Raw genomic sequence first — 12,912 nt, forward strand, 5'->3', positions numbered from 1 at the left:
GGTTCCGTCACTGATCTGCGGGCCTGCCCGGCATCGGCCGGCTGCCGCTGGGTCTGGCGTTGGGCGCCGATCCGCCTCCTGCGACGTCCACGTCACTGTCCGGCAGGCCGAGCTGGTCGGTCTCGGTGCCGGTGTCGTCGCTCACGTCGCCCTCGGGGATGCCGGGGTCGTCGTTGTCGCAGTTGATGAAGCAGTCGTCACCCTGGTCGAACGGGTCGCCGGTGCCGAGCGGGTTGTCGTCGGCTTCGGGCGTCGGTGTCGGCGTGGGCGTCGGGCTCGGCACGATGTTCTCCGGCGTGCCGACCTCGGCGCGGGCGGGGAACTGCTCGACCGGCATGCCCTCGTGGGCGAGCTGCATGAACCTCTGCCAGACGATCGTGGGCGGGCCCGCGCCCTCGAAGCCCAGGGAGACCTCCTTGGGCGTGGTGTAGGGGTTGTCCCAGCCGTACTTCTTGCTGCCCTTGCGGAACACCGGGCAGTTGGAGTGCTGGGGCGGGACGACCTTGCCGGTCTTCGTCACGCACTGCTCGCGGTAGAAGCCGACCGCCGTGGAGATCTGCGGCGTGTAGCCGACGAACCAGGCTTCCTTCTCGTCGTTGTTGGTGCCGGTCTTGCCGGCCGCCGGCCGGGAGCCGAGGCCCTTGCCCGCCGCGGTGCCCGACTTGAGCACCTCCTGCATGGCGATCGTCGAGTCCGCGGCGACCCCCTCGTCGATGACCCGCTTGGCGGCCGCCATCTCGGGGTAGACCACCCGGCCGTCACGCGCCTTGACCTGGCGTACGACGTGGTAGCGAGTGTACTTGCCGCCGTTGGCGAAGATCGAGTAGCCGGCCGCCTGCTCCACCGGCGTCACCAGGGCGCTGCCGATGGCGAACTGGTAGTGGTGCTCCTTGACGTCGTCCTCCATGCGCTTCTGGTTGAAGCCGGCCTCCTCGACCAGGTTCTTGACGTCGTCGAGCTTGTTGGGCAGCGCGTAGGCCATCGACACGTACGCGGTGTTCACCGACTGCGCCGTGGCCTTGACCACGTCGACGGCGACGCCCACGTTGTGGCTGTTCCTGATGCCGCCCTCCTGTTGGCCCGGCAGCTCCTTCGGCACGGTCTCGTTGCCCGGCACGTAGCTCTTGAGCGAGTAGCCGGCCTGCAGCCAGGCGGCCAGCACGTACGGCTTGAACGCCGAAGCCGCCTGCTTGGTGGACTGGAAGGGCTCGTTCCACGGGTCGTTGAGGTAGTTGTCGCCGCCGTAGAAGGCCAGCACCCGTCCGTTCCTCGGGTCCACGGCGGCCAGGCCGGCGTGGTACTCCGTGGACATGTTGTAGGCCTTCATCGTCTCCTTGACCGCGGTCTTCGCGTGCTGCATCATCTTGCGGTCGAAGGTCGAGACGATCTTGTAGCCGCCGCTCCTGACCTTGTCGCGGGTCAGCCCGCGGCCCTCTAGCTCCTTCAGCACCTGCTCGACCATGTAGCCCCTGAGCCCGCCCAGCTCGTTGTCGGACGAGCTCGTCTTGGTCTTGGGGAACTTCGCGGTCTTCGGCAGATCGCCGTACTTGTCGGGCCACTGCTCCGCCATGTACTGGACGACGGTCTTGAAGCGCTCCTTCAGTTCGGGCGCGTCGTGGTCCCAGTTGGGCTGCTGGATGCGCGCGGCGAGATAGGCGCCCTGCTCGGGGGTGAGGTTCTTCGCGTGGACGTTCTTGCCGGGGAAGTACGCCTTCGCCGCGGCCTCGACGCCGTACGCGCGACCGAAGTTGATGGTGTTGAGGTAGTTCGCGAGGATCTGGTCCTTGGTCAGCTCATCGTCGAGCTTGACCGCGACGAAGATCTCCATGACCTTGCGCTTGATCGACAATTCCTGGCTGAGGCCGTCGTAGTAGTTACGGGCCATCTGCTGGGTGATGGTCGAGGCGCCCTGGAGCTGCTGGCCGGTCGCGGTCATCCAGACCGAGCGGGCCATGCCGGAGATGGAGATGCCGGAGTCCTCGTAGAACGTCTTGTTCTCGATCGCGACGGCGGCGTCCTTCACGGTGTCGGCCATCTCGGTGATCGGCACACTCTCGCGTTTGAAGCCGAGCGTGGCGATCGGGGTCTTGCCGTCGCGGTAGTAGATGGTGCTCTGCTCGGCCAGCGCCTCGGCCTGGGCCTCGGTCGGGACGGGCGTGTTGGCGTACGCGACCATGATCATGCCGAACAGGCCGGCCGCGAGCACCACGACACCGGCTACGACGAGCTTCCAGCTCGGCAGGAACCTGCGCCAGCCGCCGCCACCGCCGCGTTTGACCGGCGGTTCCGGCGGTTCTGACGGCGGGCCCGAGCCGCGCCGGCGCGAGCGGCGCGGCGCGTCGCTGACGATCGTCTCCTGGTTGCTCACCGCGCGCGTGTCCTGGCGGGCGTGGGAGCGCGACGGCGGCTGGTCGCCGCGCTCCTGCGGGTATGCGGCGGTCCGCCGCTCGCGCGGCGGGTGGTCGCCGCGCTCCTGCGGATGCTCGGCACGCGCGCGGCGGCGTGGCGGCGGCTCATCGTACGGCTGCGCCGCCATGGCGCCGGTCTGCTCGTATGCGGCTTCGGGACGACGCGGCGGCTGAGCCGCGCCCCAAGCCGGATCGCCGGTTTGAGGAGGAGAACCTTGGGGCACAGAACGGGATGAGCTGGAGCGACGGCGCCTCCCCGGGCGTGACGTCCCCTCATTCATGCTGTTACTCACACGTCCTCGCAACGTCGTCGGAACATAAACGGCGGTCGGGCGTGAGGCTGCTCGCCGCCCTCGGTCTTCACGCTTGATCGACGAGGTCAGGCGGTCCGTTCCCGAGGACGTACGAAACCGTCAGGTGATTCCAGGAACAACCTTGGCAGACCTCGACAACGTACACCCGGAACTCATCGTAATCATGAGCCATGGCGACGAGTTCTGATGTGACCTTTGCCTGACCGGCATGCCGCCCGAGGGCGTCGCCGTAGACATAGGTCACGTTGGTGACGTTCTCCTGTTCGCAGACCGGGCAGAGGCGTTCGGTCGGCTCGCCGAAGTGGCGGGCCGCGCGAAGGAGGTAGGGCTGTGCGTCACAGACGTCGCGGCGCGACGATCGCCCCGCCCGCAGGGAGCGGACCACCGCCCTTTTCGCGAGGCCGTAATCCACCACCCTTCTCTGTGACCACATGAGCGCCAGACTACGGCGTTTCGGAGGTTGATCCCAACGACTTGCCGGATTCGCAGATTGCGGCCATATAGCGCCCCGACGTATCCTCGGGATGTATCGGCTCGATACATCGACGCGAGAGGGGGCGGTTCCAGTGGCCAGCGGACAGGGCAGGGTTCTGGAGCTGGCCGTGCTCGGGTCGCTGCACGAGACGCCGCTCCATGGCTACGAGCTGCGCAAACGGCTCAACGCCTTGCTGGGGATGTTCCGTGCGTTCTCCTACGGGTCGCTGTACCCCTGTCTGCGATCACTGCTGGCTCAGGGCCTCATCGCCGAGGAGCAGCCGGCCCCGTCCACGATCGTCGGCGGCCGGTCGAAGATCGTCTATAAGCTGACCGCCGAGGGCAAGGAAAGGCTGCAGGAGCTGCTCACCCAGGCGGGCCCGTCCGCCTGGGAGGACGAGAGCTTCGGCGTGCACTTCGCGTTCTTCCGGCACACGGAGGCCGAGGTGCGCCTGCGCATTCTCGAAGGCCGCCGCAGCCGGCTCGAGGAGCGGCTCGACGCGGTGCGCACCGCGTTGGCACGCACCAGGGAGCGGCTCGACAGCTACACACTCGAGCTGCAGCGCCACGGGCTCGAGTCCGTCGAGCGCGAGGTGCGCTGGCTGAACGAGCTGATCGCAACTGAGCGTCGGGCCTCGTCCGAGGACAGGCCCGAGAGAGATACCACGTCAACTGATGAGTAAGGGAGCGAGTGCGATGGGTTCGGTTCGCGTCGCCATTGTCGGTGTCGGCAACTGCGCGTCGTCGCTGGTCCAGGGCGTCCACTACTACAGGGACGCGGATCCCGACGTACGGGTCCCTGGCCTGATGCACGTGAAGTTCGGCGATTACCACGTGGGCGACGTCGAGTTCGTCGCCGCGTTCGACGTGGACGCCAAGAAGGTCGGCCGCGACCTCTCTGAGGCGATCGTCGCCAGCGAGAACAACACGATCAAGATCTGCGACGTGCCCCCGACCGGGGTCACCGTGCAGCGTGGGCACACCTTCGACGGCCTTGGCGAGTACTACCGCGAGATCATCGAGGAGTCCGACGAGGACCCCGTGGACGTGGTCCAGGTGTTGCGTGACAACCAGGTGGACGTGCTGGTGTCGTACCTGCCGGTGGGCTCGGAAGAGGCCGACCGCTTCTACGCGCAGTGCGCCATCGAGGCCAAGGTGGCGTTCGTGAACGCGCTGCCGGTCTTCATCGCCTCCGACCCCGTGTGGGCCGAGAAGTTCACCGAGGCGGGCGTGCCGATCGTGGGCGACGACATCAAGTCGCAGGTGGGCGCCACCATCACGCACCGCGTGCTGGCCAAGCTGTTCGAGGACCGCGGGGTCGAGCTGCTGCGCACGTACCAGCTCAACTTCGGCGGCAACATGGACTTCATGAACATGCTGGAGCGCACCCGCCTCCAGTCGAAGAAGATCTCCAAGACGCAGTCGGTCACCTCGCAGATCCCGCACGAGATGGGCAAGGCCGACGTGCACATCGGCCCGTCCGACCACGTGCCGTGGCTCGACGACCGCAAGTGGGCCTACGTCCGCCTGGAGGGGCGCTCGTTCGGTGACACGCCGCTCAACCTGGAGTACAAGCTCGAGGTGTGGGACTCGCCGAACTCGGCCGGCATCATCATCGACGCCGTGCGGGCCGCCAAGATCGCCCTCGACCGGGGCATCGGCGGGCCGATCCTGTCGGCGTCGTCCTACTTCATGAAGTCGCCGCCTGAGCAGTACTCCGACGACGAGGCGCGCGAGTACGTCGAGAAGTTCATCAGGGGCGAGGTCGAGCGCTGACCTGCTCTTCGCTCCCCGCGGCGTCGCGGCCCCTCATCCAGGGACGCGGCGCCGTTCGCAGGTCAGGGACGTGCGGCGGGCGGCAGCGCGTCGGCGCCGGCCGGCTGCCAGGACAGCGGGTCGGCGCCCAGCTCGGTCAGCAGCGGCACCTGCTCCCTGCACCACGGCGAGATCGCCAGCAGGCCGTTCTGGGCCCCCTCGGCGAACTCCTTCCACGGCATCCACAGCGTCTCCCCCACCTCGTCGGGGTTCGGCGTGACGGGCGCGTCGACCGTGACGCGGTAGACCGGGCACAGCTCGTGCTCGACGATGCCGTTGGCCATCACCGCGCGGTAGGCGAACGAGGGCAGCATCAGATCGACGCTCTCGACGGCCAGACCCAGCTCGTAGGACAGGCGGCGCACCACCGCCCGGTCGAGCGCCTCGCCCGGCAGGGGGTGGCCGCAGCAGCTGTTGGTCCACACGCTCGGCCAGGTCAGCTTGTGATCGGCTCTCCTGGTGAGCAGCACACGGCCGTCGAAGTCGAAGACGTAGCTGGAGAAAGCCAGATGGAGGGGGGTCTCGCGACCGTGCACCGAGGTCTTGGGCGCGGTGCCCAGCGCACGACCGTCGCGGTCTACCAGCACAACGTGTTCCTCGCTCGTCACGCTTTGAAGCGTACGAGATCATGACCACCACTTGGAACCCCGGCGGTACTCCGGCTTGGCAGCCGACGGGCGCGGGCTAGGCTGACGGCGTGTCTTTCGTCGCCGATCTCCGCACGGTTCTGCGGGGCAGGGACTTCAGGCGGCTGTTCGGCACCCGGCTGGTCTCGCAGTTCTCCGACGGCATCTTCCAGTTCGGGGTCACCGGGTTCGCCTTCTTCAGCCCCGAGAACCAGACGACCGCCGTCGAGGTGGCGGCCGGGCTGGCGGTGCTGCTGCTGCCGTACAGCGTGCTCGGGCCCTTCGTCGGCGTCTTCATCGACCGCTGGTCGCGGCGGCAGATCCTCATGGTGGCGCCGTTCATCCGGGGCGGGCTGCTGCTCGTGGCCGCCGCGCTCGTGGCGGCCGACGTGCCCGATCCCGCGTTCTACGCGGCGGCGCTGGCCGTGCTCGGCGTCAACCGGTTCTTCCTGGCCGCCCTGGGCGCCTCGCTGCCCCACGTGGTGCCGCCCGAGCGGCTGATCTCGGCCAACGCGGTCGTGCCCACCTCGGGCACGGTGGCCACGTTCCTCGGCGCCGGCGTGGGCTTCCTGCTGCGCGAGCTGTTCGGCGGCGACGACCTGGGCGTGGCGCTGCTGCTGGTGACGTCCGGCGTGGTGTTCACGATGAGCGCGCTGGTGGCGCGCACCATGGAGCGGCAGCTGCTCGGCCCGTGGCCCGACCCCGACCGGCCGCAGGCTCGCCAGGAGCTGCGCAACGTCGTCACCGGGCTCGTCGACGGCGCCCGCCACCTTCTCCGCCACCGCGTGGCCGCCGCGACGCTGGGCGCGATGGCCACCCACCGCTTCCTGTTCGGCATGTGCACCGCGCTCGGCATCATCCTCTACCGCTACTACTTCGCCCACGGCGACGCCGAGGCCGCGCTGCGCGGCATCGGCCTGGTGGTGATCGCCGCCGGGCTCGGCACCGCGCTCGCCGTCGTCGTCACGCCGTACACGACCGAATGGTTCGGCATCGAGCGGTGGGTGCAGATCGCGCTGGTCGCGGCGGGTGTGCTGACCGCGGTGCTGGTGCTGCCCTTCCAGGAGTGGGGGCTGCCGGTCGCCGGGTTCGTGCTGGGGGTGGCCGGGCAGAGCGTGAAGATCTGCGCCGACACCACCGTCCAGCGCGACGTCGAGGACATCTACCGGGGCCGCGCCTTCTCCATCTACGACATGCTCTTCAACGGCATGTACGTGCTGGCCGCGGCCCTGTCGGCGGCGATCCTGCCGGCCGACGGCAAGTCGTACGCCGCCGTCGCCATCATCTCGCTCGGCTACCCCCTGGCCGCCCTGGGCTACCGCCTGATCACCGCGCCCTCACGCACCGAGGTCGGTTGACCTCGCCCACTCCAGCAGCGCCTCGGTGGCGGCCTCCTTGCCGATCACGCCCTTGTCGAGCCTGAGGTCGAGCAGGAACTTGTAGGCCCGCCCCACGACCGGCCCCGGGCCGACGCCGAGCACCTGCTGGATCTCGTTGCCGTCGAGCTCGGGCCTGATCTTGGCCAGCTCCTCCTCCTCGGCCAGCCTGGCGATGCGCTCCTCCAGGTGGTCGTAGGTGCGCGACAGCGCCGCCGCCTTGCGCTTGTTGCGGGTGGTGCAGTCGGCCCTGGTCAGCTTGTGCAGCCGGTCGAGCAGGTGGCCGGCGTCGCGGACGTAGCGGCGCACGGCGCTGTCGGTCCACTCCCCCGTGCCGTAGCCGTGGAAGCGCAGGTGCAGCTCCACCAGCCGGGACACGTCGGCGACGACGTCCTTCGGGAAGCGCAGCTCCGTCATGCGCCTCTTCGTCATCTGCGCCCCGACCACCTCGTGGTGGTGGAACGAGACCCGGCCGCCCGCCTCGTGGCGGCGCGTCTTGGGCTTGCCGATGTCGTGCATGATCGCCGCCCAGCGCAGGATGCGGTCGGGGCCGTCCTCCTCCTGCGAGATGGCCTGGTCGAGCACGGTCAGCGTGTGCTCGTAGACGTCTTTGTGCCGGTGGTGCTCGTCGATCTCCAGCCGCAGCTTGGGCAGCTCGGGCAGCACATGGGCGCCCAGCCCCGTCTCGACCAGCAGCCGCAGGCCCTCGCGCGGGCGGGCGCCGCAGATCAGCTTGTCGAGCTCGTCGCGGATGCGCTCGGCCGAGACGATCTCGATGCGGTCGGCCATCTCGGTCATCGCCGTCACCGCCGCCGGATCGACGCTGAAGCCGAGCTGCGCGGCGAACCTGGCCGCGCGCAGCATGCGCAGCGGATCGTCGCCGAACGACTGCTCGGGGGTGCCTGGCGTGCGCAGCAGCCCCGCCCGCAGGTCGGCCAGGCCGCCGTAGGGGTCGACGAACTCGTGCGCGGGCAGCCGCACCGCCATCGCGTTGACCGCGAAGTCGCGCCGCTCCAGGTCGCCCTCAAGGGTGTCGCCGTAGACGACCTCGGGCTTGCGCGACTTGGGGTCGTAGGACTCGCTGCGGTACGTGGTGATCTCGATCAGCCGGTCGCCCTTGCGCAGGCCGACCGTGCCGAAGTCGATGCCGATCGTCCACACGGCGTCGGCCCAGTCTCTGGCGATCTCCAGCACCTGCTCGGGGCGGGCGTCGGTGGTCAGGTCGAGGTCGTTGCCTGCGCGCCCGAGCAACAGGTCGCGTACGGGCCCGCCGACGAGGGCGAGCTCATGGCCCTGTGCGGCGAACAGGCGGCCGAGCTCGTCGGCCACGGGGGCGATCTTGCGGAACAGGTCGTTCATGGCCTGCTGCTGGCTTTCGGTCAGAGTTGAGTCGGACAAACTGCGATCGGCCTTATCTAGTGCGCTTCCGGAACATATCCCCCGAGCCACACCAGGTCCGGGTTACCGTCGGTCAAGGGACCGTCGGGGGCACTGGAATGCGGCAAGGAGGACTATATGAAGGACGCCCTCGCGCTCCACCGCTGGCTCCTCGCACACCAGGTCCATCATGAGATCGTACGCCTTCCGCGTCCCATGACATGCGCGGAAGAGCTGCCGGAGACGGTCTTCGCGGCCGCCGGACGCTGCCTCATGGTCACGGTGCTGGACGTCACGACCAGGGTCGGCAGCGAGGTCGTCATCGCCGTCACCACCCCCGTCTCATCGCCGCCGCGGCCCGGGATCGTCGGAGGGCTGCTCGGCGCCCGCCAGGTACGCCCCGCGCCCGCCCACGTCGTCAACGCGGCCACCGACTACGCCGACGGGCTCGTGTGCCCGCTGCTGCTGCCCGCCGCGCTGCCGATGTTCATCGACGACCGGCTGCACGCGGACGACGAACTCATCTACACGCCCACGGGAGAGCGGCACACCGCGCTCGCCATGAGGGCTCTCGACCTGCTGGCCGTCCTGCCCGGGAAGATGGTGGACCTCCGCGGCACACGCCCGCGAGGATCACGTGCGGCGGTCGCGCGACGGCACTGAACCCGTACCATTGCGGGCGTGTGTCGTCCTCGTCCGGCTCGGGCCTGCGCGTGATCCGTAAGACCACGCTGCTCGCCGCGCTGTCCGCCGCGTTGCTCGCCCCCACGATGGCGGTGACGCCCGGCGAGGCTGCCGCGACGCCGGTCCTGACCGAGGTCAGGCGGCAGACGCTCGCCGTGTCGATCACGTCGATCACGCCCGAGGTGCCGAAGAGCCTGACCGATGTGATCAAGATCACCGGCACCGTGCGCAACGACACGGGCACCGCGATGTCCGGCCTCCAGGTGCGGCTGCGCTACAGCGCCCAGCCCTTCACCGACCGCGCCTCGATGGCCGCCTACCAGGCCGACCAGAACAACGCGACGCTGCCGAGCAGCGTCTCCACGCGCAACTCGTTCCAGAATCTCGAGCCGCTCGATGCGGGCGGCACCGCGCGCTGGGAGATCACGGCCACGCCCGTGCAGCTCGGCCTGCGGCGGTTCGGCGTCTACCCCATCGCGGTCGACGTCGCCCAGTGGGGTGTGCCGCTCAGCGCGCAGCGCACCTTCCTGACGTACGCGCCGCCCACCACGCCGCGCCCACCGCGCAACAAGCTCGCCGTCGTGCTGCCCGTCATCGACCAGCCGCGCCGGGCCACCGACACCGACCCCGACGCGCCCGGCAAGGGCCCGTTGTTCCTCGACGACACGCTGAGCCAGGCCGTGACCGGCCGCGGCCGCCTGGCCGACCTGCTCAGCATCGCGCAGTCGGCGCCGAGCAGCGTCACCTGGGTGGTCGATCCCGCGCTGCTCGACGACCTCAGCGCGATGACCAAGGGCCACCAGGTCAAGACGAAGGACGGCAAGCGCTCCCAGCCGCCCAGCACGGCGGCGGGCCAGTGGCTGACCGACATGCGCACCTCGCTGGCCGCCTCCCCCGTGGTGGCACTCCCCTACGCCGACCCCGACGTGGCGGCGCTGGCCCACCAGGGGCTCGACCCGCAGACCCGCAGGGCCGTCGAGCTGGGCGGGCAGAAGGCCCACCAGTTGCTCAGCGCCAAGGCCAAGACCAACCTCAACTGGCCGGCCGCCGGCGTGCTCGACCCCGACGCGCTCGACCTGCTCGCCGTCAGCGGCGTCAACACCGTGCTGCTCAACTCCACCAACCTGCCGCCGCAGCCGCCCGTGCCCACCACGCCTGACGCCGCCGCGACACTCGACTCGGTCAACGGCCCGGTCACCGCGCTGGTCGCCGACCCCGAGCTGAGCCGCCTGTTCGAGCCGACCGCGCCCACCTCGCAGGCGCTGACCAGGCAGCGGTTCATCGCCGAGACCGCGATGATCTCCGCGGAGCCGGGCCAGACCGTGCCGCGGTCGCTGGTCGTCGCGCCCTCCCGGCGCTGGAACCCCAACCCGGCGCTGGTCAGCTCGCTGCTCAAGACCGCGGGCCGGCTGCCCTGGCTGCAGCTGACCACGCTGGAGTCGCTCAAGCCGGGCAAGACGTCCGTGCCGCGCGCCGGGCTGACCTACACCGACCAGAACCGCAAGCAGGAGCTGTCCGGCAAATACCTCGACTCGGTCAAGGAGTCGTGGTCGATGGCGCAGCTGCTGTCCCGGGTCACCACCGACGGCGCGCCGTCCAGCTTCGACGCCGCCGTGCTCCGCCTGACCTCGTCGGCCTGGCGCGACAGCACCCGCGCCGGACGGGCCGCGGCCAAGGTGGTCGGCACCGCCGTCACCAACACCACCAACAAGATCCAGATCTTCGGCGTGGGCGGCCCCCGCACCCTGGCCGGCAGCAGCGGCGTGGTGCCCATCAGCGTGAAGAACGGCATGGGTCACCCCGTCGCCCTCTACATCGACGTCAAGTCCGACAACCCCGAGCTGCTGCAGATCAAGATCGTCGAGGAGACGCGGACGATCGGCCCAGGCCAGAGCACCACGTTCCAGGTGACGATGAACGCCACCCCCGACACCAGCGGCGACGCCACGGTGACCGTGCAGCTCAAGACCCCCGACGGCCAGCCCTACGGCAAGCCGCAGCGGCTGACGATCCGCACCACCGGCTACACCGGCATCGCCCTGGTGATCGTGGGCGCCGCGCTGACCGTGATGCTCGCCGCCGTCGTCACACGGCTGTTGCGGCGCAGGTCGCAGCGCAAGCTCGCGCGTACCAAGACCCGGGAGAGTGAGACCGTATGAGCCGCATGCTGCGGGCCAGCGCCATCATGGCGGCCGGCACCATGGTGTCCAGGGTCACGGGGTTCGTGCGGACGATGGTGCTGGCCTACGCCATCGGCACGGCGGCGCTCGGCGACGCCTACAACGCCGCGTACGCGATCCCGTACAGCATCCTCGACCTGCTGCTGCTCGGCGTGCTGAGCAGCGTCGTGGTGCCGATGATCGTCCGGGCCCAGCAGCACGACGCCGACGGCGGCAGGGCCTACGAGCAGCGGCTGCTGACGCTCTCCACCGGCGCGCTCATCGTGGTCGCCGCGATCGCCGTGCTGGCCGCGCCGCTGCTCATCGACCTCTACACGGTCTGGGAGCACGGCAGCAGGGAATACGAGGTCGCGGTCACGCTGGCCAGGTTCATCCTGCCGCAGCTCGCCTTCTTCGGCGTGGGCGCGGTGGCCGGTGCGATCCTCAACACCCGCGACCGCTACGGCGCCCCCATGTGGGCCCCGGTCGTCAACAACCTGGTCGTCATCTGCGTGTTCCTGCTCTACGCGGTGGCCGGGCCCGGCAACGACATCTCCCGCGTCACCACCGGTGACCTGGCGCTGCTCGGCGTCGGCACCACGGCCGGCATCGTGGCGCAGGCGGCGGTGCTGATCGTCGCGCTGCGGCGGGCCGGATTCTCGTTCGTGCCGCGCTTCGACCTGCGCAACGCGCGGCTCGGCGAGATGGGCAAGGCCGGCGTCTGGACGATCGGCTACGTCATCGTCACGCAGGCCGGATTCATGCTGACCACCAACCTGGCGAGCGCCGCGGGTGACGAGGTGGCGGGGCACGGCATCAGCCCGTACACGCTGGCGTTCCAGCTTTTCCAGCTTCCTTACGGCGTGATCGGCGTCTCCGTGATCACCGCGATGCTGCCCAGGATGAGCAGGGCCGTGGCCGACGGGCGTTTCGCCGATGTGCGGGCCGAGTTCGGGTCGAGCGTGCGGCTGGTCTGCGCGCTCATGGTGCCCGTGTCGTTGCTGCTCATGGTGATCGGGCCGGCGATCACCGTGCCCATCTACGGCCACGGCGCCAACTCCGTGGCCGACGCCGTCTACATCGGCAACGTGCTGCAGGTCTACGGGCTCGCGCTGGTGCCGTTCGCGGTGTTCCAGCTGCTGCTGCGGGTCTTCTACAGCTTCGGCGACACACGTACGCCCGTCTTCATCGGAGCCGGCACGACCGCGGTCAACGCGGTGCTCATGGTGCTGTTCCACCTCCTGCTGCCGGCCACGTACGCGGTGATGGGGCTGGCGCTGGCGTACGCGGTGGCGTACGGGCTGGGCGCGGTGCTGGCCTGGTGGCTGGCCGCCCGCCGGGTGCGGGGGCTGGACGGCTGGGCCGTCGGCATGGCGATGACCAGGATGTATCTCGCGGCTCTGCCCACCGCCGTGCTCGCGCTCGCCACGGTCTGGGTGATCACGACCGTGTTCGGCGGGCTCGACTTCCTCAACTCCGTGATCGTCCTGGCGGTCGGCGGTGGCCTGGGAATGTTGCTCTATCTCGGCGTAGCACACAGAATGCGCATCCCGGAGGTCAACTCGATCGTTGGGATGGTCGCGAGGCGGGTAGGCCGGTAAAGAACGCGGGCGGAATCTCCTCGGCACTACCATGGAACCCGACACGCGCGAATGGAAGCAGGAGGGGCGTGGGCGGAT

Annotated in this window: 10 protein-coding genes; 6 read left to right on the plus strand and 4 right to left on the minus strand. The window is 69.5% G+C overall.

Annotated features, from left to right (window positions below):
• Window positions 1-7 precede the first annotated feature (7 nt).
• Both ABZW11_RS16625 and ABZW11_RS16630 read right to left on the minus strand, forming a co-directional pair.
• A complete protein-coding gene (locus ABZW11_RS16625) occupies window positions 8-2,536 on the minus strand; it encodes a transglycosylase domain-containing protein (RefSeq protein WP_355417568.1) in 2,529 nt (842 codons plus the stop codon).
• Window positions 2,537-2,768: 232 nt separating this feature from the next.
• Window positions 2,769-3,155, minus strand: coding sequence for a DUF5318 family protein (locus ABZW11_RS16630; protein ID WP_345393108.1), 387 nt, complete (start codon window positions 3,153-3,155; stop codon window positions 2,769-2,771).
• 133 nt (window positions 3,156-3,288) lie between these two features.
• On the opposite strand from ABZW11_RS16630, the gene ABZW11_RS16635 reads away from it, so the two are divergent.
• The gene (locus ABZW11_RS16635) at window positions 3,289-3,879 is read left to right on the plus strand and encodes a PadR family transcriptional regulator (protein ID WP_345393111.1); all 591 of its coding nucleotides are present in this window, start codon (window positions 3,289-3,291) and stop codon (window positions 3,877-3,879) included.
• A 13-nt stretch (window positions 3,880-3,892) separates the two neighbouring features.
• Window positions 3,893-4,972: an inositol-3-phosphate synthase gene (locus ABZW11_RS16640; protein ID WP_355417571.1), complete on the plus strand. Its 1,080-nt coding sequence runs from the start codon at window positions 3,893-3,895 to the stop codon at window positions 4,970-4,972.
• 62 nt (window positions 4,973-5,034) lie between these two features.
• Here ABZW11_RS16640 and idi read toward each other — a convergent pair whose 3' ends face one another.
• Window positions 5,035-5,619 carry an isopentenyl-diphosphate Delta-isomerase gene (gene idi / locus ABZW11_RS16645; protein ID WP_355417574.1) on the minus strand — a complete coding sequence of 195 codons (585 nt, stop codon included), beginning with the start codon at window positions 5,617-5,619 and terminating at the stop codon, window positions 5,035-5,037.
• An 89-nt stretch (window positions 5,620-5,708) separates the two neighbouring features.
• On the opposite strand from idi, the gene ABZW11_RS16650 reads away from it, so the two are divergent.
• Window positions 5,709-6,995 carry an MFS transporter gene (locus tag ABZW11_RS16650; RefSeq protein ID WP_355417577.1) on the plus strand — a complete coding sequence of 429 codons (1,287 nt, stop codon included), beginning with the start codon at window positions 5,709-5,711 and terminating at the stop codon, window positions 6,993-6,995.
• On the opposite strand, the gene ABZW11_RS16655 is transcribed toward ABZW11_RS16650, so the two are convergent.
• Window positions 6,975-8,372 carry a CCA tRNA nucleotidyltransferase gene (locus ABZW11_RS16655; RefSeq protein ID WP_355417580.1) on the minus strand — a complete coding sequence of 466 codons (1,398 nt, stop codon included), beginning with the start codon at window positions 8,370-8,372 and terminating at the stop codon, window positions 6,975-6,977. The two genes, ABZW11_RS16650 and ABZW11_RS16655, sit on opposite strands and share 21 nt — an antisense overlap.
• Window positions 8,373-8,528: 156 nt before the next feature.
• Between ABZW11_RS16655 and ABZW11_RS16660 the strand changes: the two genes are divergently transcribed.
• From ABZW11_RS16660 to murJ, 3 genes are read left to right on the plus strand one after another with little or no spacing between them, the layout of a single operon-like run.
• Window positions 8,529-9,053 (plus strand): YbaK/EbsC family protein, encoded by a 525-nt coding sequence (locus ABZW11_RS16660; protein ID WP_355417583.1) that lies wholly within the window; start codon window positions 8,529-8,531, stop codon window positions 9,051-9,053.
• A 20-nt stretch (window positions 9,054-9,073) separates the two neighbouring features.
• Window positions 9,074-11,233 (plus strand): DUF6049 family protein, encoded by a 2,160-nt coding sequence (locus ABZW11_RS16665; protein ID WP_355417586.1) that lies wholly within the window; start codon window positions 9,074-9,076, stop codon window positions 11,231-11,233.
• Window positions 11,230-12,834: a murein biosynthesis integral membrane protein MurJ gene (murJ, locus tag ABZW11_RS16670; RefSeq protein WP_355417589.1), complete on the plus strand. Its 1,605-nt coding sequence runs from the start codon at window positions 11,230-11,232 to the stop codon at window positions 12,832-12,834. Before ABZW11_RS16665 ends, murJ begins: the two co-directional genes overlap by 4 nt.
• Window positions 12,835-12,912 lie beyond the last annotated feature (78 nt).

Source organism: Nonomuraea sp. NPDC004580, assembly GCF_040609855.1.
Taxonomy (GTDB): domain Bacteria; phylum Actinomycetota; class Actinomycetes; order Streptosporangiales; family Streptosporangiaceae; genus Nonomuraea; species Nonomuraea salmonea.